Source organism: Terrabacter sp. 2RAF25 (assembly GCF_052115265.1).
Lineage (GTDB): Bacteria > Actinomycetota > Actinomycetes > Actinomycetales > Dermatophilaceae > Terrabacter.
Genome location: NZ_JBFRGJ010000001.1, coordinates 1 through 18,072 on the forward strand (window position 1 = coordinate 1; position 18,072 = coordinate 18,072).

The following is an 18,072-nucleotide window of genomic DNA, read 5'->3' on the forward strand; positions in this document are numbered from 1 at the left end:
CCGGCCGACCCGGTCCCGAACGCCCTGGACACTTCAATTCCAGGCCAGCCCGCACAGGCGGCAAGCACTCGATGAGTCACCAGACGCTCAGAACCGAGCCTCCACCCAAACCGGGCGGCCCCACCAGACTCACACTGAGAGCACTCGACTGGTTCGCCGCGTCGAGTGCTCGACGTCCCACGCTGGTGCGCGCCGGAAACTGCGCACTCGACGGGACGGCATACGGCCGCGCGGGAGGTGGGTCAGTGACGCTTGCGCCCGACCTCGACGACGCGCCAGCCGCGCTCGTGCGCGAGCTCACGCAGCTCGCGGTCGGGGTTGACGGCGACGGCGGTGCCGACGCGCTCCATCATCGGAAGGTCGCTGATCGAGTCGCTGTAGGCGGCGCAGCGCGAGAGGTCGTAGCCGCGCTCGGCGGCGAGCTTCTCGATCTCGATGACCTTGCCTTCGCCGTAGCAGAACTCGCCCATGAGGTGACCGGTGTAGCGGCCGTCGTCGTCGAGCTCGCTGCGGGTGGCGACTGCGCCCTCGAGACCGAGCGCCGTCGCGATGCGGCTCACGAGCTCGATGGGGGAGGCCGACACGACGATGCGGTCCTGCCCGAGCGCCTTGCAGTCCGACAGCAACGTCATCGACGCCGGGATCGCCTTGCGCACGATGCCCGGCACGATGGCGTCGGTGAGATGGATGATGTCGGACTGCCGGATGCCGGCGACGGCCCGGAGGATGCGCTCGCGCAGCGCCTCCGAGCCCTCGTCGGTGGATCCCTTGCGGTGGAAGGAGATCGCGTTGACGGTGTCCTTGACGAGGTCGCGCCACGGCACGTGACCGCCGCGGAAGGCGGCGATCGCCAGGGGGTAGTTGGCCGACCCCCGGATCAGGGTGCGGTCGAGGTCGAAGAAGGCGGCCGTCGGCACCGGCTGCACCGTCGCCTCAGCCGACACTGGCCACCATCGGCAGGACGGGACGCCGCGGCGGCACCGGGGCGTTGACGACGTTCTTGGGGAGTGCCTTGGGGCGCGGCGGCAGCGCAAGACGGAAGACCTTCGCCCAGGCCTGGCCGACCTGACGGTGGATCGGGCCGGTCGTGTAGGGCAGGCCGTAGCGCTGGCAGATCTCGCGGACCTCGACGGCGACCTCGTGGTAGCGGTTGCTCGGCAGGTCGGGGAAGCAGTGGTGCTCGATCTGGTGGCTGAGGTTGCCGGTCATGAGGTGCATGAGCTTGCTGCCGGAGATGTTGGCCGAGCCCAGCATCTGGCGGATGTACCAGTCGCCGCGCGTCTCGCCCTCGATCTCCTCCTCGCTGAAGGTGTCCACGCCGTCGGGGAAGTGGCCGCAGAAGATGACCGAGTGCGCCCACACGTTGCGGATGGCGTTGGCCGTGAAGGTGCCGATGAGGGCCTGCTTGCCCGAGCCGAAGGGCATGGCGGCGATCGGGGTCGCGGCGTAGTCCTTCGTGAACTGGCGGACCACCTTGCGGCCCAGGGCCTTGAGGTCCTTCTTCAGGTCGTCCTTCGACTTCTCGCCGTTCTGGACGGCCTCGAGCTCGAGGTCGTAGATCGCGATGCCCCACTCGAAGAAGGGAGCGAGGATGCCGTTGATGGCGGGGTTCAGGATGTTGAACGGGCGCCACGGCTGGTCGTCGGCCATCCGGAGCGTCGAGTAGCCGACGTCCTTGTCCTTGCCCAGCACGTTGGTCCACGTGTGGTGCAGGTCGTTGTGGGTGTGCTTCCAGGCCGCGGCCGGGGTGACGAAGTCCCACTCCCAGGTGGTGGAGTGGATGTCGGGGTCGCGCATCCAGTCCCACTGCCCGTGCAGGACGTTGTGGCCGATCTCCATGTTCTCGAGGATCTTCGCGACGCTGAGCATCGCGGTGCCGGCGACGAACGCGGTCTTCTTCCTCGACAGGAGCAGGGTCGCGCGTCCGGCGACCTCGAGGGTGCGCTGCACGCGGATGACGCGGCGGATGTACGCGGCGTCCTTGGCTCCGCGGGAGGCGATGATGCGGTCGCGCACGGCGTCGAGCTCGACGCCGAGGCGCTCGACGTCGGCGTCGGACAGGTGCGCCGCCGCAGCGGGACGCCTGGTGGGTCCGCCGGACGCCGCGAGGATCGGCTTCTTGGGCCGGATCGTCGTGGTCGGGGTCTCGACGACGCCACGGGCGCCTGTAGGCGCCGTGGTCGGTCGGTTCGTGGTGGCGGTCATGGTGTTCCCTTCTCAGATGTCCAGGTGGACGGGTCCGGCGGCCGCGTTGACGCAGGTCTGGATCAGCTCGCCCTCGTCGCCGTGCACCTCACCGGTGCGCAGGTCGCGGACCTTGCCGGCGACGAGCGGAGTGAGGCAGCTGCGGCAGATGCCCATACGGCACCCGCTCGGCATGACCACTCCGCAGTTCTCGCCGGCCTCGAGGAGGGGGACGTCGCCGCCCACCTCCGTTTCCTTGTCGGACTTCTCGAACGTCACGAGGCCGCCCTCCCCGCCGGATCCCTCCAGCAGGACGGGCGCGAAACGCTCGATGGTGAGGTTCTTGTGCGTATCGTCGTCCCCGTCGCGCAGCCACAGCTCGGTGGCCGCGTCGAGGAAGTCGGTGGGGCCGCAGGCGTATGCCGCCCGGTCGCGCCAGTCGGGGCACAGCGTCTCGAGGTCGGTGGCGTCCGAGAGGTCGAGGCGCCGCCCGCCGTCCTCGCGGGTGTACCAGTGGCGCACCGTGAGGCCCGGGAACTGGTCGGCCAGCTCGAGCAGCTCGTCGTGGAAGAGGGCGTCCTCGCGCGTGCGCGCCGAGTGGACGAGCACCACGTCGGCGTCGGGCCGACGCGGCACGAGGGTGCGGATCATCGACATCACCGGCGTCAGGCCGCTGCCGGCCGTCAGCATCAGCAGCGGGCGGGGGTGCTCGGGCAGCACGAAGTCGCCCTGCGGGGTGTCGAGGAAGAGGATGTCGCCGACCTTGGTGTCGCGGGCCAGGGCGGTCGAGACGAAGCCGATCGCGGTGACCGTGATCGCGGGGTCGTGGCCGGTGGCGGCGGAGAGCGAGTAGCTGCGCCACTGGCGCACCCCGTCGATCTCGACGCCGATGCGGGCCCACTGGCCGGCGGCGTGGGGGTTCCAGCCGCGACCCGGGCGGAAGTGGATCGTGGTCGACTCGGGCGTCTCGCGGGTCACCTTGGTGACGACGCCGCGCAGCTGGCGGGAGGAGGACAGTGGGTTGAAGAGCCCGATGATGTCCTCGGGCGCGAGAGGGGTCGTCAGGATCGACGCCACACGCCGGAGAGCTCTGATCTGGGCCATGTACCAATAATCCCCTCCCAGGGGTGCCGGGATCTTGGGGCTGCGCGTAGGGTTTGAGGCAAGAAACTGTCGTCTCGCGACAAAAGGCAGGTGGCTGGAGTGGCGCAGGACACGTCCGACCCACCGTGGTTGTCTCTCCCCGCCGAAGTCAGCACGGTGCTGCGCCCCGTCGTGGGTGACATCGTCGAGGCGATCATCGAGGGCATACCCCGTGACGTGCCCGTCTACGCGATGCCGATGGAGGGCCGCTTCGGGCAGGGCGTGCGGCAGGGCGTCACGGTGGCCCTGAACCGCTTCCTCGACCTGCCCGGCACCCGGCTGCCGGCCCTCTCCGACGACGGCAAGTGGGTCTACGAGAGCCTCGGCCGGGGCGAGGTCCGGTCGGGCCGCAGCCTCGAGTCGCTCCTCGCGGCCTACCGCTACGGCGCGCGGGTCACGTTCCGCGCGATCTCGCGCACCATCGACGTCTCTCAGCTGCCGCCCGAGACGCTGCTCGCCCTCGGCGAGTCGCTCTTCGCCTACATCGACGAGCTGTCGGCCGCGAGCGCCCAGGGCTATGCCCAGGAGCAGTCCGAGCGCGCCGGCGAGCAGCTGCGGCTGCGCGGCGAGCTGCTCGAGATGATCCTGCGCGGCGACTCCAGCGACGGCGGCGTGGCCCGTCTGGCGGCCGCCGTCGGCTGGACGCTGCCCGAGGTCGTCGTCGTGGCGCTCGTGCCCTTCCCGCACGTCGACGGGCTGCGGGCCTCGCTCGGGCCCGACGGGCTGGTCGCCGAGCGTGGCACCGACGTCGTCGTCGTCTTCCCGTTCGTCAGCCGCAAGCCGCGGCGACGCGATCTCGAGCGGGCGCTGCGGGGTCGCCGGGCGATCGTCGGGCCTGCCCGTCCGTGGCAGCAGGCGAGCGAGTCGCTCCACCTCGCCACGGCCGCCGGGGCCCACGGCGTCGCGCCCGGGCCCGACCAGCCGCACGGCGACACCGCCCCGGTGTGGGTGGAGGACCACCTCGCCGAGCTCGTCGTGCAGGCCGAGCCCCTCGCGACGGCCGACCTCGCTCGCACCCGCCTCGCACCCCTCGACGAGCTGCGGCCTGCGGTGCGCGAACGACTGACCGAGACCCTCCTGTCGTGGCTGCGGCACCAGGGCCAGCGCGCCCCTATCGCCGAGGAGCTGTTCGTCCACCAGCAGACCGTCGGCTACCGCGTGGCACAGCTCAAGGAGCTCTTCGGCGACGCGCTCGACGACCCCGAGGTGCGGTTCGAGCTCGAGCTCGTGCTGCGTGCCGGTCACCGCTGAGGGCGGTGGCGGCGCGGGCCGGACGGCATACGTCCTCGGTGTCACACCCGGGCGCGCGTCAGAGCAGGCGGATCGGGACCCCGTCGAGGTATGCCGTCACGTCCTCGACGACGCCGCCGAAGAACGTCGCGTAGACGTCACGCGTGACGTAGCCGAGGTGCGGCGTGAGGAGCGTGCGCGGGGCGGTGCGGAGAGGGTGCTGGGCGGGGAGCGGCTCCTGGTCGAAGACGTCGAGACCGACGCCGCCGAGGTGGCCGCGGTCGAGAGCAGCGAGAAGCGCGGCCTCGTCGACGATCGGGCCGCGGGAGGTGTTGACGAGCAGCGCGTCGGGGCGCATCAGGGCGAGCTCGCGGTCGCCGACGAGGCCCCGGGTCTCGGCGGCCAGGGGCAGGTGCACCGAGACGACGTCGGAGGTGGCGAGCACCTCGTCGAGAGCGGCCGCGCGTGCCCCCACCGCGCTCGCGCGCTCAGCGGTGAGGTTGCGGCTCCAGGCGACGACCTCCATCCCGAAGGCCCGCCCGACGGCGGCCACCTGGCTGCCGATACGACCCAGGCCGAGCAGGCCCAGCGTGTGGCCGGCGAGGTCGCGACCCACGGTCGTCTGCCAGCCGCCGTCGCGCATCGCGGTCACCTCGGGGACGAGGTTGCGGGCCAGGCCCAGCACGAGCGCCCAGGTCAGCTCGGCAGGGGCGGCGGCGCGGCTCTCGGTGCCGCAGACGGTGATGCCGGCAGCCTCGGCGGCGGCCGTGTCGATGCTCGGGTTGCGGCGGCCGGTGGTGACGACGAGGCGGAGCCGCGGTAGCGCGGTCAGCACCTCGCGGGGGAGCGGCGTCCGCTCGCGCATGACGACGACGGCGTCGTAGGCCTCGAGCCGGGCGACGAGGGCCCCCGGCTCGGCCTCGTGGTTGCGGAACACGTCGACCATGCACGGTCTCGTCGGGTGGTCGATGACGGGCGACCAGTCCGCGCTGGTCAGGGCCACGCCCTGGTAGTCGTCGAGCACCGCGATCCGCACGCGCCCAGCCTAGGCGCGACACGTCGGGTGGTCGGAGCAGGTCCGGAATGCGCGAAGCGCCGCTCTCTGATGAGAGCGGCGCTTCGGGTGCTGCGACCCCGACCGGGCTCGAACCGGCGACCTCCGCCGTGACAGGGCGGCGCGCTAACCAACTGCGCTACGGGGCCTTACTGGTGGTGCGGGTGGAACTCTACTGCGTATCCCCAACGGGATTCGAACCCGTGCTGCCGCCGTGAAAGGGCGGAGTCCTAGGCCGCTAGACGATGGGGACCTGCCCGACCTATCCGTTGGGACGTCGAAACTATATGGGAGTTTCCGGCACCCGCCAAATCGGCTCGGAGCCCCCGCCGGAAGGCCCGTGGATCACCCCTTCGCCCACGCGCGGACGTCGTCGACCGGCCACGTGGTCACGATGCGCTCGGCCGGGATGCCGAGCCGCTCGGCGCGCTCGCAGCCGAGCGACTTCATGTCGAGCTGGCCGGGCGCATGGGCGTCGGAGTCGATGGTGAAGAGGCAGCCCAGGTCGCGCGCCAGCTCGATGAGCTCGTCGGGCGGGTCGCAGCGCTCGGGACGGGAGTTGATCTCCACGGCGACGTCGTGCTCGAGGCAGGCCCGGAAGACCTTCTCGGCGTCGAAGGCCGACGGAGGCCGCTTGCCGCGGCCGCCGGTGACGAGCTGCCCCGTGCAGTGGGCGAGCACGTTGGTGCGGGGGTTGCGCACCGCGGCGACCATGCGTGGCGTCATCTCGAACGAGGGCTGGCGCAGCTTGGAGTGGATCGAGGCCGTGACGACGTCGAGCTGGTCGAGCATGTCGTCGTCCTGGTCGAGCGTGCCGTCGAGGTGGATGTCGACCTCGATGCCCTTGAGCAGCGTGAAGGCGTCGCCGAGGCTCGCGTTGATCGCCTCGACGCGCTTCAGCTGGTCGGCCAGGCGCTCGCGGCTCAGGCCGTTGGCGACGGTGAGCCGCGGGGAGTGGTCGGTCAGGGCCATCCACTCCTGGCCGAGCTGCACCGCGGCGAGCACCATCTCCTCGATCGGGCTGCCGCCGTCGCTCCAGTTGGAGTGCGCGTGCAGGTCACCGCGCAGGGCGGCATACAGCTCCCCCCCGCCGGTGGTCAGCGGCTCGCCGTGCTTCTCCTCGGCGGAGACGAGGTATGCCGGCAGCACGCCCCGCACTGCCTGGCCGATGATCGCGGCGCTGGAGTCGCCGATTCCCTTGATCTGCTTCAGGGTTCCGGCCTCGACGCGCTCGCGCAGCTCGTCGTCGGAGATGAGCGTGATGGCCTCGATGGTCTTGCGGAACGCGTCGATGCGGTAGCTGCTCTCGCGCCCCCGCTCGAGCAGGAAGCAGATGCGTCGCAAGGCGTCGAGCGGGCTGACGGGTGCCTGCGGAGGGGTCGGCTGCTCCATGCGGTGCAGCCTAACCGCGTGGGCAGACGCCGGCAGCGGGTCGGACCGCTAGCGCTGCAGCGTCGGCAGCGTGGACCCGTCGGGCAGCTTGCCGGCCGGGACCGGGGTGGACGGGACGACGCGGACGAGGTCGCCGTAGCGTCGAGCCAGCTGCCCGGGTGCGCCGCCCCCGTCGGTGAGGACGGTCACGGTGTCGGTGCGCGCATCCATCGAGAGGCCGAGGATCTGAACTCCCTTGGCGCGCCACGTCTCCCGCTCGTTGCCGATCTCCTGGAGCACGCGGGACTTCTCGGCGTAGGAGTGCTTCACGACGACGAACTCGACGTCGCCCGCCGCCGGCATGGCACCCCTGACAAGGGCCTCCAGGGTGGGGTCGTGCCCGGTCACGGTGACCACGACGCGCGACCCGGCGGCATCGGCGGCATACGCCCCGGAGAAGGTGTCGGGCCAGCGCGTGACGAGCGTCTCGACCACGCTCTCGAAGGCCGCCGTCTGCCGGCTGGTGACGGTGCCGAACCACGTCGAAGGGTCGCGGGCGGGAGCCACCTCGGGACCGCCGGCACTGTCGGTGCCCCGGAGAGACTGGGGGCTGCGGCCGGAGCCGCCGGCACCCGAGACCGCCTTGGGTGCCTCGGCCGCGGAGCCCGCGCTCGCGGTGGTCTGTGAGGCGGAGTGGCCGGCCACCCAGGCGGTGCCCGCCCCGGCGACGACGAGGAGCGCGGCCGCAGCGCCGAACACCGTGGAGCGGCGCCGGGACGTGCGGGCCCGGCCGCGGATGATGGCGCGCTGCGCGAAGAGGTCGTCGCGCGGAGGCTCGAGGTCGTTCATCGTCGACAGCGCCTTTCGCAGCTGCAGCTCGCCCGCCTCGGGGGCGGAGCGCTGCTCCGGGGTGTCGGGGCCGAGCTCGTCGTCGGTGGCGCTCATGAGACGGCTCCTGCTCCGGTCAGTGGTGGTTCGGCGAGCCGGTCGCGCAGGGCGGCGAGCCCGCGCGAGATCTGGCTCTTGATGGTGCCCTCGGCCACGCCGGTGCACTCGGCGATCTGGGGCACCGTGAGGTCCTCCCAGAAGCGGAGGACCAGGACGGCACGCTGCTTCTCGGGCAGGTCGCGCAACAGGTCGGTCAGGGTCATGGCGAGCTCGCGGTCGTGGTCGGTCGTCGCCGGCTCGGGTGCCTCGTCGGTGAGCACCTCGCGACGCCGTTTGCGCTGGTCGTTGAGGTAGAGGTTCATCATGGTTCGTCTCGTGTAGGCGGTCTCGGCGCCGGAGGAGATGCGGGGCCACGCGACGTAGACCCGGGCCAGCGCCTCCTGGACGAGCTCGTCGCCGTCGGCCCAGTTGCCGCAGAGCAGGTAGGCGCGCCGGCGCAGCATCGTCTGCCGCTCCTCCACGAAGGCGCGAAATGCCGCCTCGTCCCTCCGTCTCATGTGCTCCCGCTCGTTCGGATCGGTCGGTCCGGTCGGCCCGTCAGGTCGTCACTGGTTTCGTACACCCCCTTGGACACGCCGGCACCTCGAACCGTTGCACCGCGAGGTCGCCGGTGGGGCTGGGGTCAGGACACCCGGCCCAGCTCGAGGAGCGCCAGCATGAGGGCGGCGATGGTCTCGCCATCGGTGATCGTGCCGTCACGCACGAGGTCGAGGAGCTCGGCGACGGGCACCAGGCGTACGCCACCGATGCCCTCGGCGGCGCGTTCGCGCGCGCTGCGGCCGTCGTCGCCGTGGTAGCCCGGGGCCGGCTCGAGGCCGGTCGCGAGGAAGACGACCTCGAGCGCACGGCAGACCCCGTTGAGCGCGTTCATCGCGCCGACCTGCCTCCACTCGCGGGCGGCGAGCCCCGTCTCCTCGGCCAGCTCGCGCCGAGCCGCGACGAGCGGGTCCTCGCCGTCGGTGCCGCCCGCCGGGACCTCGACAGACCTGCCGACGGTGTGCCGGTCGACGGTGAGGAGGACGACCTCGTCACCCTCGGTGAGGGCCACGACGAAGACCGCCGGCTGGCGCAGCTCGACGACGCCGAAGATGCCGGCCGTGCCGTCGGGACGGGACACGGCGTCCTCGCTCACCCGGATCCACGGGTTCTCGTAGACGACGCGTGAGTCCCGCACCGGCCAGGTCATGGTCTCTTGTCCGTCGCCACCGCTCGATCGTGTCAGGCAGCGTGCTCGAGGGCGAGGAGGCGCTCCTTGGCCCCGAGGCCGCCGAGGTAGCCGCCGAGCGAGCCGTCGGAGCGGACGACCCGGTGGCAGGGGACGACGATCGGCAGCGGGTTCGTGGCGCACGCCGACCCGACGGCCCGGACGGCACGGGGGCTGCCCGTCGCCACTGCGACCTGGCCGTAGCTCTCGGTGGAGCCGTAGGGGATCTGCTGCAGGTGGTGGAGCACCGAGAGCCGGAAGCCGCGAGCGAGCCGGAGGTCGACCGGGACGTCGAAGCCGCGGCGTCCCCCGGCGAAGTAGTCGTCGAGCTCGCGGGCCAGTGGGTCGAGACGGTTGCCACCGCGCAGGATCCGCGAGCCGACCGAGGCGCCGAGCGACTCGAGCACCCGGTCGTGGTCCTCGACGTCGAACGCGACGCGCACGACCCCGGCTTCGGTGGCCGCGAGCAGGAGGGCGCCGACGGGGGAGTCGACGACGCGGTAGGTGGCGTCGACGGCCGACTCCCTGGTGGCGCGCTCGACGAGTGCTGCATGGAGTGCGGCGAGGTGCTCGCTGTCACCGGTGGTCGTCGTCTTGGTCGAGAGGAGCTGGATCGAGGTGTCAGACATGGGCGCTCACCCTTTCGGCGGGTGGGTAGGTGGATCGGAGCCGGGCGATGCCGTCGGCGGCTGCGCGGCGTGCAGCCGCGGGCGTGCCGCCGACGATCCGGGCGACCTCGGGATGGGGCAGGCCGGCCACGTGGTGGTAGGCCACGCAGAGGCGTTGTTTCTGCGGGAGTGCGGCCAGCGCCGCCCAGAGGTCGGCGTCGGGCAGGGACTGCTCTGGCTGGTCGCGGTGTGGGGCGGCGGCATCGGGCACCGCGGCCACCGGCACGGCGTGGCGTGCGCCCGCGCGGGCGACGTCGACGGCCTTGCGGTGGGCGACGGTGACGAGCCACGCCCGGACGTTCGCGTCGTCGGGCAGGTCGGGCCAGGACCGCAGGGCAGAGAGGAAGGTCTCGGACCACGCGTCGTCGGCCTCGTCGGGGCCCAGCACGGCGCGGCACACGCGCAGCACCACGGCCCCGTGCTCGGTGACGGCCTGCTCGAACGGTCGCTTCATGCCCTGTAGACGCTCCGGCCCGCGGAAGTGTGAGGTCCCCAGTGTGGCGGACGGGCGTCGAGCCTCAGAAGAGGCGGCCGACGTCGGCGGCAGCGGGCTCCTCGAGCGCGAGGAGGAAGCGCTTGCGGTCGAGCCCACCGGCATACCCGACCAGCGAGCCGTCGGCACCGATGACGCGGTGGCACGGGACGACGACGGCGATCGGGTTGCGCCCGTTGGCGGTGCCGACGGCCTGCGCGAGGTTGCGGTCACCCAGGGCCCGGGCGAGGTCGCCGTAGCTGCGGGTCTCGCCGTAGGGGATGCCCCGCAGCAGCGCCCACACCCGCTGGTGGAAGTCGTCGCCCCGTGGAGCGAGCGGCAGGTCGAAGTCGGTCAGTGCGCCGGTGAAGTACGCAGCCAGCTGCACCGACGCCGCGGCGAACGGCTCGTCGCCGACGTCGCCCGGCTCGCCGAGGACCTCGGGGTCGTCGGGGCGGTACTTGGCGGCGTCCATGAGCACGTGCGTGATCGCCCCGTCCTCGGCGACGACCGTGAGGTCACCGATCGGCGAGGGGAGGACGACGTGCGTGCGGCTCATGCGTCGTCGTCGGCCTTCTCGACGGTGCCGTGCGCCGCCAGGATGTCGGCGTGCGTGGGCACCGGGAACTCCGCGGCGTAGTCGCCGTAGGCACGGGGGTCCTCGGACGGCTCGAGGTGACAGGTCAGGGCCACGTCGCCGAACTCGCGGTGCACGGCGTCCTCGACCTCTTCCATGAGGTCGTGGCCCCGCTGGACGGTCCAGGCTCCCGGAACGAGCACGTGCACCTCGGCGAAGCGGTGGTGGCCCGAGAGCCGGGTGCGCAGGCCGTGGAAGTGCACCTCGCGGGTGACGAAGCGGGCGAGGATCTCGGCGATGGCGGCGTTGTCCTCCTTCGGCATGGCGATGTCCATCAGGCCCTCGGTGGACTCGCGGATGAGCTTCCACCCGGTCCAGATGATGTTGAGGCCGACGAGGAAGGCGACGACGGGGTCGAGGCGCTCGATGCCGGTGAGGGCCACGACGAGGACACCCACGACGACGCCGGCCGACGTCCAGACGTCGGTCATGAGGTGCTTGCCGTCGGCCGTGAGGGTGAGGGAGCGGTGCTCGCGACCGGCACGCAGCAGGACCATCGCGACGGCGCCGTTGACCAGCGACGCCACCACCGAGATGGCGAGGCCCAGGCCGATGTTCTCGATGGGCTGCGGCCGGATGAAGCGCTCGACGGCGGTGACGACGATGACCACGGCGGCGACGAAGATCATCATCCCCTCGACGGCCGCCGAGAAGTACTCGGCCTTGGTGTGGCCGAAGTGGTGGTTCTTGTCGGCCGGCATGGCCGCCACCTTGAGGGCGATCAGGACCGCGACCGCCGCGACGAGGTTGACCACCGACTCGGCGGCGTCGGAGAGCAGGCCGACCGACCCCGTGATGCGCCAGGCCACGAACTTCAGCGTGATCGTCACGACCGCGGCCGCGATCGAGAGGTAGGCGAAGCGGCTCAGATCGCGGGTCTGCTGCATGCGGTTGCCGCCCTCGGGCACGGGCGTGGGGGATGTCGACACGACTCCAGTGTCCCAAAGGGTGCCGACGACGGACGCGGTGGACCCGTCCTCGGACAGCTGGTGACGATGTCACCTCAGCGGGTAGGGGGACAGGTATCCGATCGTTGGCGAAAGGAGCCCGACATGGGAACCGAGGACAAGGCCAGGAACATGGGCGAAGACCTCAAGGGCAAGGCCAAGGAAGCCGCCGGAAAGGTCACCGACAACGAGCGACTCGAGGCCGAGGGCGAGCGAGACCAGGCCTCGGCGGACCTCAAGCAGCGGGGCGAGCAGCTCAAGGACGCGGGCAAGGACGTCAAGGACGCCTTCGACCGCTGATCTTCCGGAGTGGGGTGGGCCGGTCCCGACGGGGGCCGGCCCACTGCTGTCCCGTCGGGGCGTCAGGCGGCGCTCCCACCGTCCGGGGTCGTATGCCGTCGGGATGGTCAGAGGACGTCCGTCCCCTTGCCAGCGTGGCTCCAGGTCCGTGAGGCTCGACGGGACGAACGTTCCGCTCCCTCCGAGAGGCGCCAGCCGTGACCCAGACGAGCCAGATGAGCCACATCAGCCACACGACCGTCCCTGCTCCCACTGCCGAAGAGATCGCGTCGATGGACGCCTGGTGGCGGGCCAACAACTACCTCACCATCGGCCAGATCTACCTCCAGGACAACGCCCTGCTGCGCGAGCCCCTGCGGCCGGAGCACGTCAAGCCCCGCCTGCTCGGTCACTGGGGCACGAGCCCCGGTCTGTCGTTCGTCTACACCCACGTGTCGCGGGTCATCCGTCACACGGGGCAGCAGACGATCTACCTCACCGGCCCGGGCCACGGCGGTCCCGCGCTCGTCGCGGCGGGCTACCTCGAGGGCACCTACTCGGAGACCTACCCCAAGGTCACGTGCGACGCGGCCGGGGTCAAGCGCCTGTTCCGTCAGTTCTCCGCGCCCGGAGGCATCCCCAGCCACGTGTCGGTGACCACTCCCGGCTCGATCCACGAGGGCGGAGAGCTGGGCTACGTCCTCATGCACGCGTTCGGCGCGGTGATGGACAACCCCGACCTGCTCGCCCTCGCCGTCGTCGGCGACGGCGAGGCCGAGACGGGTCCGCTCGAAGGCTCCTGGAAGGGCATCTCCTTCCTCAACCCCCGCCGTGACGGGGCCGTGCTCCCGGTGCTGCACCTCAACGGCGCCAAGATCGCCGGGCCGACCGTGCTCGGACGCAAGGACCCCGCAGAGGTGCGCAGCCTGCTCGAGGGCCACGGCTACGAGGTGTTCGAGGTCGAGGGTGAGGACCTGCCCGGCATGCACGAGCGCTTCGCCGAGACGCTGGCGACGGCATACGCCCGGATCACGGACATCCAGGCCGAGGCGCGGGCCGACGGATGGGTCATGTCCCAGCGGCCCCGGTGGCCGCTCATCGTCCTGCGCACCCCGAAGGGGTGGACCGGGCCGGCCGAGGTCGACGGCGTCAAGGTGACCGGCACGTGGCGCTCGCACCAGGTGCCGCTGTCGGGGGTCAAGGACAACCCGGAGCACCTCGCCCAGCTCGAGGAGTGGATGCGGTCCTACCGGCCAGAGGAGCTCTTCGACGACTCCGGCGCCCCGAACGAGACTGTGCTGCAGGCGAACCCCGAGGGTGACCTCCGCATGAGCGCGTCGCCGCACGCGAACGGCGGAGTGCTGACGAAGGACCTCGACCTGCCCGACTTCCGCGACTTCGCCCGCGAGGTGCCGGCCCCCGCGACGGTGCGGGAGGAGTCGACGCGTGCCGTCGGCGAGCTCATGCGCGAGCTCTACGTGCGCAACCCGACGACGTTCCGCCTCTTCAGCCCCGACGAGACGAACAGCAACAGGGTCGGGGCGGTCTTCGACGTCTCCGAGCGCATGACCGCCGAGCGCGTCACCGACGACGACGTGAAGCTCTCGCACGACGGCCGGGTCATGGAGGTGCTCTCCGAGCACAACTGCCACGGCTGGCTCGAGGGCTACAACCTGACCGGCCGGCACGGGCTCTTCGCGACGTACGAGGCGTTCGCCATGGTGAGCGCCTCGATGACGGTGCAGCACTGCAAGTGGCTCCAGGAGGCGAACCGGCTCGAGTGGCGGGCGAAGGTGCCGAGCCTCAACATCCTGCTGACCTCGACGGCCTGGCGCAACGACCACAACGGCTTCTCGCACCAGGGTCCGGGCCTCATCCAGACCGTGCTCAACGCCAAGGGCGACGTGTCGCGCATCTACCTGCCTCCGGACGCGAACTGCCTTCTCTCCGTGGCAGACCACTGCCTAAGGTCGAAGAACTACGTCAACCTCGTCGTCATCGACAAGCAGCCGCAGCCGCAGTGGCTCACCATCGACGAGGCGGTCGAGCACTGCGCTCGCGGCGCCGGCGTGTGGGACTGGGCCGGCACCGACGACGGTGACCGCGACCCCGACGTCGTGCTCGCGTGCGCCGGCGACGTCGTGACGATGGAGGTGGTGGCAGCCGCGCAGATCCTCAAGGAAAAGCTGCCGCAGCTGCGCGTCCGCGTCGTCAACGTCGTCGACCTGATGAGCCTCTCGCGCCCGCGCAGCCACCCTCACGGCATGGACGACGTCCGGTTCGGTGAGCTGTTCACCGACCACGTCGACGTCGTCTTCGCGTTCCACGGCTATCACGGGGCGATCCACCAGCTCGTGCACGGCCGTCCCGACGCCGACCGCTTCCACGTGCGCGGCTTCAGCGAGGAGGGCACGACGACCACGCCCTTCGACATGGTGGTGCGCAACGAGGTCGACCGCTACCACCTCGTCATGGACGCCATCAACAACGCCGGGCGCCAGGTGCGCGGGTCGAGCGAGCTCAAGCAGTGGTGCGAGGCGAAGCTCGAGACGCACGCGGCCTACATCGTCGAGCACCTCGAGGACATGCCCGAGGTGCGTGACTGGGTGATGACGACCGTCGTCGAGGACTGAGCCACCACCCCGACGGGCGTATGCCGTCCGGCCCGGCCGGGCGGCATACGTGCGCGGGTCACTCGCGTCGCGGTGCGACGACCACCTCGATGCCGTTGTCGCGGAACGCCTGCAGCGCAACGGGATCGGCGGACTCGTCGGTGACGAGCGTCCACGCACGTGGCATGACGGCCCACGCGTGGAAGGGCGACTGACCCAGCTTGTCGGCGTGCGCCAGGACGTAGGTGTGCTCGGCCCGGCTCATCATCAGCTCCTTGAGCCGCGTCTGCTCGAGGTCGGCCTCGCAGATGCCGCGCTCGGCGTGCACGCTGTCGGCGCCCATGAACGCGCGGTCGAAGCTGAGCCGCTGCACGGCCGCCTCGGCGAGGGGGCCGACGAACGCCTGGCTGAGCGGACGCAGCCGACCGCCGAGGGCGATGACGTCGATGCCGACGCTGTCGGCGAGGGTGCCCATGGCGCTGATGCCGGCCGTGACGACGGTCAGCTCGGTGAGCTCGGGCGTCTTGGTGATGGCGTCGGCGAGCGCGCCCATCGTCGAGCCGGCGTCGAGCAGCACCGTCTCGCCGGGCTCGATCTGGTCGGCGGCCCAGCGGGCGATGTCCCGCTTGGCCGCATGGGCCTCGCCCAGGCGCTGGCGCAGCGAGGCCTCCGGGTGGTGGGCCAGGCTCATGACGCCGCCGTAGGTTCGGGCCAGCTTGCCCTGGGCGGTCAGCTTGGCGAGGTCGCGCCGGATCGTCGACGCCGTGACACCGAGCTGGTCGGAGAGCTCCTCCACGCTCGCGAGCCCACTGGTGGTGGCGAGGCGGACGATCTCGCCCCGACGCGTCTGTGCGGTGTGCTTCGCCACGCTGGGCACCCTAGGCGTCCACGGGCTTCGGCGCCATCTCCGCCCCGAGGCGCAGGGCCTCGATCATCGAGCGGTGGTCGGCGATGCCGGTACCGGCGATGTCGAAGGCCGTGCCGTGGTCGACCGACGTGCGGATCACGGGCAGACCGATGGTGACGTTGACGCCGGCCTCGAGGCCGAGCACCTTGACCGGGCCGTGGCCCTGGTCGTGGTACATCGCGACGACGAGGTCGTAGTCGCCGCGGCCGGCGAGGAAGAAGAGCGTGTCGGCCGGCAGCGCACCGTGCACGTCGATGCCGTCGGCCCGGCAGACCTCGACGGCCGGGTCGATCTTCTCGGCCTCCTCGCCGTAGCCGAAGAGGCCGTTCTCGCCCGCGTGCGGGTTGATGCCGCAGACGCCGATCTTCGGGTCCGGGGTGCCGGCGTCGACGAGGGCCTTGTGGCCACGGCGGATGACCCGCTCGACGAGGCCCGGCTCGATGCGGTTGACGGCGTCGATGAGGCCGATGTGGGTGGTCACGTGGATCACCTTCACCTTCTCGGTGGAGAGCATCATCGAGACCTCCGGCGTTCCGGTGAGGTGCGCGAGCAGCTCGGTGTGGCCGGGGAACACGTGACCGCCGGCGTGCAGCGCCTCCTTGTTGAGCGGAGCCGTGCAGATGGCCTGCACCTTGCCGGCCATCGCGAGCTCGGACGCGACGCGGATGTAGTGGTAGGCGGCGTCGCCGGCGACGGCCGACAGCTGGCCGAAGGGGAGGTCCTCCGGCAGCAGGGCCAGGTCGATGACGTTGATGCGCCCCGGGATCTCGCTCGCCTCCTCGACGTCGTCGATGGTGACGATGTCGACGGGGACGGCCGCGATGGCGGCGGCCTGCTTGAGGCGCAGGGCGTCACCGACGACGACGACGCGCGCCATCGTGGCGACGTGCGGGTCGGCGAGGGCCTTGACGATGATCTCGGGGCCGATGCCGGCGCCGTCTCCCATGGTCACGGCGATGCGGGGAAGGGCGGCGGTCATGGGTTCTCCTTGGTGGTGGCGCTGCTGGGGGCGCTCGCGCTCTGGGTGGTGACGGTGAGTGCTGGGCTGGAGGTGCGGGGGCCGGGGGCCGAGTCGTCGCCCAAGAGGTGGTCGGCCACTCGGGTGAGCGAGTGGGGTGCGCCGAAGCTGCCCGGTCGGGTGACGACGGAGCGGCCGCCCGGACGGGTGCTGACGACGGTTCCCGTCTCGACCTCCGCGACGACCTCGAGGGCATCGACACCGAGCCGGTCGAGGACGGCCCGTGCGGTCTCGCCGCCCGACAGGAACAGGGCGTCGTACGCGTCGGCGACGGTGGCGACGACGTCGGCCAGGCCCTCGGTGAGGGCGCGGGAGCGGGTCGGGTCGGCCGGGGCGGCGGGGTCGAGGGTCACCGCGACGACCCGGCTCGGCTTCGCGGCCACGAGGTGACGGCGTACGGCCTCGGGGTCGGTGAGCAGGTCGTCGGGCTGGACGAGCACGAGGTGCGTGTCCCGCGCAGCGATGAGGTGCGCAAGCTGGTCGTCGATGCCGGGCGCACGGGTGCCGAGCACGAACAGCAGCGACCCCACCGCACGCGCCGGGGCTGCGCCATGGCGCGGTTGCGTGCCATCGGCGCAAGCGTCGGCGTCGGGAAGTGCGCCATGGCGGGGTTGTGTGCCGTCGGCGTACGCGTCGGTGTGCTCGTCGGGAAGGGCGCGGGCGGCGACAGCCGCGAGGGCGCCCGAGCCCACCAGCAGCGACCTCGGGACGCGGGTGGCGGCAGCGTGGACGACCTCGAGGTCTGCCTCGGTCTCCGAGTCGCACACGGCGACGAGCCCGGCTGCGCGGGCGTCGGCCAGAGCCTCGGCGACGGTGTCGACGCCCCGGGTGATGGTCGCCCGGGGGATGACGATGGTCTCGAGCGGCTTCAAGGCCTCGGCGACCGTCGTCGGTGCTGGGCCTGGCTCGACGGCCCACAGGTCGGTCTCGTGCAGGGGCGTGCCCTCCACGAGGAGGATGCCGTCACGCACGACCCGACCGAGGGCGGGGTTGGCCACGGCCACGACCGGCACTCGTTGCAGTTCGTCCGCGAGCACGGCGACCTCTGCGCCGAGGTGGCCACGCAGGAGTGAGTCGACCTTCTTGACCACGATCGCGGCGGGTGCGACGAGAGGTGCCGTTGCGCGGACCACGCGGACGGCTGCGTCGGTCGCCAGGCGCCGCGAGTCGGTGTCGACCGCGAGGACCGTGGTGACCGTGGCGGCTGTCGAGGTCTCGTCGTCCGGCGGGTGGGGGTGGTCGTGCGGGCCGGGGGCGGAGGTCGGCGCTGCGGAGTCAGCCAGCAGGACACTGCTGCGCGAAACGCGCAGGACAGCGTGTGCTGCGCACTCTGCCGCACCACTCAGGTCGTCCGCCACGACCGCCAGGACCAGCGTCGCCATCTCTACCTCCTCACCG

The 18,072-nt window shown here is 71.6% G+C and carries 18 protein-coding genes and 2 tRNA genes; 3 read left to right on the forward strand and 17 right to left on the reverse strand.

The features are described 5' to 3' along the window. Positions 1-242 precede the first annotated feature (242 nt). From AB4091_RS00005 to AB4091_RS00015, 3 genes are read right to left on the reverse strand one after another with little or no spacing between them, the layout of a single operon-like run. Positions 243-917 carry an HAD family hydrolase gene (locus AB4091_RS00005; protein WP_442289682.1) on the reverse strand — a complete coding sequence of 225 codons (675 nt, stop codon included), beginning with the start codon at positions 915-917 and terminating at the stop codon, positions 243-245. 16 nt (positions 918-933) lie between these two features. Beyond that, a complete protein-coding gene (locus tag AB4091_RS00010) occupies positions 934-2,205 on the reverse strand; it encodes a fatty acid desaturase family protein (RefSeq protein ID WP_442289683.1) in 1,272 nt (423 codons plus the stop codon). Positions 2,206-2,217: 12 nt separating this feature from the next. Continuing rightward, positions 2,218-3,288 carry a ferredoxin reductase gene (locus AB4091_RS00015; protein ID WP_442289684.1) on the reverse strand — a complete coding sequence of 357 codons (1,071 nt, stop codon included), beginning with the start codon at positions 3,286-3,288 and terminating at the stop codon, positions 2,218-2,220. 99 nt (positions 3,289-3,387) lie between these two features. Here AB4091_RS00015 and AB4091_RS00020 point away from each other — a divergent pair, with 99 nt between their 5' ends. Continuing rightward, positions 3,388-4,578, forward strand: a complete 1,191-nt coding sequence (locus AB4091_RS00020) for a PucR family transcriptional regulator (RefSeq protein ID WP_442289685.1) — start codon at positions 3,388-3,390, stop codon at positions 4,576-4,578. 58 nt (positions 4,579-4,636) lie between these two features. Here AB4091_RS00020 and AB4091_RS00025 read toward each other — a convergent pair whose 3' ends face one another. The 11 genes from AB4091_RS00025 to AB4091_RS00075 all read right to left on the reverse strand — a co-directional run bounded on the left by AB4091_RS00025 (position 4,637) and on the right by AB4091_RS00075 (position 11,798). Further along, positions 4,637-5,593, reverse strand: a complete 957-nt coding sequence (locus tag AB4091_RS00025; protein WP_442289686.1) for a D-2-hydroxyacid dehydrogenase family protein — start codon at positions 5,591-5,593, stop codon at positions 4,637-4,639. 93 nt (positions 5,594-5,686) lie between these two features. After that, a tRNA-Asp gene (locus AB4091_RS00030) sits at positions 5,687-5,760 on the reverse strand. A 31-nt stretch (positions 5,761-5,791) separates the two neighbouring features. Then, positions 5,792-5,864 (reverse strand) — tRNA-Glu (locus AB4091_RS00035). Between the two features lie 92 nt (positions 5,865-5,956). Continuing rightward, positions 5,957-7,003 carry a PHP domain-containing protein gene (locus tag AB4091_RS00040; protein WP_442289687.1) on the reverse strand — a complete coding sequence of 349 codons (1,047 nt, stop codon included), beginning with the start codon at positions 7,001-7,003 and terminating at the stop codon, positions 5,957-5,959. A 48-nt stretch (positions 7,004-7,051) separates the two neighbouring features. Further along, positions 7,052-7,927, reverse strand: a complete 876-nt coding sequence (locus tag AB4091_RS00045) for a hypothetical protein (protein ID WP_442289688.1) — start codon at positions 7,925-7,927, stop codon at positions 7,052-7,054. After that, positions 7,924-8,427 carry a SigE family RNA polymerase sigma factor gene (locus AB4091_RS00050; RefSeq protein ID WP_442289689.1) on the reverse strand — a complete coding sequence of 168 codons (504 nt, stop codon included), beginning with the start codon at positions 8,425-8,427 and terminating at the stop codon, positions 7,924-7,926. The genes AB4091_RS00045 and AB4091_RS00050 overlap by 4 nt, the downstream gene beginning before the upstream one ends. Before the next feature lie 125 nt (positions 8,428-8,552). After that, on the reverse strand, positions 8,553-9,116 hold the full coding sequence (locus tag AB4091_RS00055; RefSeq protein ID WP_442289690.1) for an NUDIX domain-containing protein: 564 nt from the start codon (positions 9,114-9,116) through the stop codon (positions 8,553-8,555). 32 nt (positions 9,117-9,148) lie between these two features. Then, positions 9,149-9,763 carry a methylated-DNA--[protein]-cysteine S-methyltransferase gene (locus tag AB4091_RS00060; protein WP_442289691.1) on the reverse strand — a complete coding sequence of 205 codons (615 nt, stop codon included), beginning with the start codon at positions 9,761-9,763 and terminating at the stop codon, positions 9,149-9,151. After that, a complete protein-coding gene (locus AB4091_RS00065; RefSeq protein ID WP_442289692.1) occupies positions 9,756-10,256 on the reverse strand; it encodes an RNA polymerase sigma factor in 501 nt (166 codons plus the stop codon). The genes AB4091_RS00060 and AB4091_RS00065 overlap by 8 nt, the downstream gene beginning before the upstream one ends. 64 nt (positions 10,257-10,320) lie before the next feature. Next, positions 10,321-10,833 (reverse strand): methylated-DNA--[protein]-cysteine S-methyltransferase, encoded by a 513-nt coding sequence (locus AB4091_RS00070; RefSeq protein ID WP_442289693.1) that lies wholly within the window; start codon positions 10,831-10,833, stop codon positions 10,321-10,323. Then, positions 10,830-11,798, reverse strand: a complete 969-nt coding sequence (locus tag AB4091_RS00075) for a cation diffusion facilitator family transporter (RefSeq protein WP_442290283.1) — start codon at positions 11,796-11,798, stop codon at positions 10,830-10,832. The genes AB4091_RS00070 and AB4091_RS00075 overlap by 4 nt, the downstream gene beginning before the upstream one ends. A gap of 165 nt (positions 11,799-11,963) precedes the next feature. Between AB4091_RS00075 and AB4091_RS00080 the strand changes: the two genes are divergently transcribed. Further along, positions 11,964-12,158 carry a CsbD family protein gene (locus tag AB4091_RS00080; protein WP_442289694.1) on the forward strand — a complete coding sequence of 65 codons (195 nt, stop codon included), beginning with the start codon at positions 11,964-11,966 and terminating at the stop codon, positions 12,156-12,158. Between the two features lie 197 nt (positions 12,159-12,355). Continuing rightward, on the forward strand, positions 12,356-14,770 hold the full coding sequence (locus AB4091_RS00085; RefSeq protein WP_442289695.1) for a phosphoketolase family protein: 2,415 nt from the start codon (positions 12,356-12,358) through the stop codon (positions 14,768-14,770). 58 nt (positions 14,771-14,828) lie between these two features. On the opposite strand, the gene AB4091_RS00090 is transcribed toward AB4091_RS00085, so the two are convergent. From AB4091_RS00090 to AB4091_RS00100, 3 genes are read right to left on the reverse strand one after another with little or no spacing between them, the layout of a single operon-like run. Further along, the gene (locus AB4091_RS00090) at positions 14,829-15,617 is read right to left on the reverse strand and encodes a DeoR/GlpR family DNA-binding transcription regulator (RefSeq protein WP_442289696.1); all 789 of its coding nucleotides are present in this window, start codon (positions 15,615-15,617) and stop codon (positions 14,829-14,831) included. A gap of 10 nt (positions 15,618-15,627) precedes the next feature. Beyond that, complete coding sequence (pdxA, locus tag AB4091_RS00095) at positions 15,628-16,635, reverse strand: 4-hydroxythreonine-4-phosphate dehydrogenase PdxA (RefSeq protein WP_442289697.1); 1,008 nt, start codon at positions 16,633-16,635, stop codon at positions 15,628-15,630. Then, positions 16,632-18,056 carry a four-carbon acid sugar kinase family protein gene (locus tag AB4091_RS00100; protein WP_442289698.1) on the reverse strand — a complete coding sequence of 475 codons (1,425 nt, stop codon included), beginning with the start codon at positions 18,054-18,056 and terminating at the stop codon, positions 16,632-16,634. The genes pdxA and AB4091_RS00100 overlap by 4 nt, the downstream gene beginning before the upstream one ends. Between the last annotated feature and the right edge of the window lie 16 nt (positions 18,057-18,072).

Bases quoted from the DNA above. Each gene is read 5' to 3' on its own strand.
- AB4091_RS00080 (WP_442289694.1), top strand. From the start codon at position 11,964: ATGGGAACCGAGGACAAGGCCAGGAACATGGGCGAAGACCTCAAGGGC.
- AB4091_RS00015 (WP_442289684.1), bottom strand. From the start codon at position 3,288: ATGGCCCAGATCAGAGCTCTCCGGCGTGTGGCGTCGATCCTGACGACC.
- AB4091_RS00045 (WP_442289688.1), bottom strand. From the start codon at position 7,927: ATGAGCGCCACCGACGACGAGCTCGGCCCCGACACCCCGGAGCAGCGC.
- AB4091_RS00010 (WP_442289683.1), bottom strand. From the start codon at position 2,205: ATGACCGCCACCACGAACCGACCGACCACGGCGCCTACAGGCGCCCGT.
- pdxA (WP_442289697.1), bottom strand. From the start codon at position 16,635: ATGACCGCCGCCCTTCCCCGCATCGCCGTGACCATGGGAGACGGCGCC.
- AB4091_RS00070 (WP_442289693.1), bottom strand. From the start codon at position 10,833: ATGAGCCGCACGCACGTCGTCCTCCCCTCGCCGATCGGTGACCTCACG.
- AB4091_RS00040 (WP_442289687.1), bottom strand. From the start codon at position 7,003: ATGGAGCAGCCGACCCCTCCGCAGGCACCCGTCAGCCCGCTCGACGCC.
- AB4091_RS00055 (WP_442289690.1), bottom strand. From the start codon at position 9,116: ATGACCTGGCCGGTGCGGGACTCACGCGTCGTCTACGAGAACCCGTGG.
- AB4091_RS00065 (WP_442289692.1), bottom strand. From the start codon at position 10,256: ATGAAGCGACCGTTCGAGCAGGCCGTCACCGAGCACGGGGCCGTGGTG.
- AB4091_RS00060 (WP_442289691.1), bottom strand. From the start codon at position 9,763: ATGTCTGACACCTCGATCCAGCTCCTCTCGACCAAGACGACGACCACC.
- AB4091_RS00100 (WP_442289698.1), bottom strand. From the start codon at position 18,056: ATGGCGACGCTGGTCCTGGCGGTCGTGGCGGACGACCTGAGTGGTGCG.
- AB4091_RS00050 (WP_442289689.1), bottom strand. From the start codon at position 8,427: ATGAGACGGAGGGACGAGGCGGCATTTCGCGCCTTCGTGGAGGAGCGG.
- AB4091_RS00075 (WP_442290283.1), bottom strand. From the start codon at position 11,798: ATGCAGCAGACCCGCGATCTGAGCCGCTTCGCCTACCTCTCGATCGCG.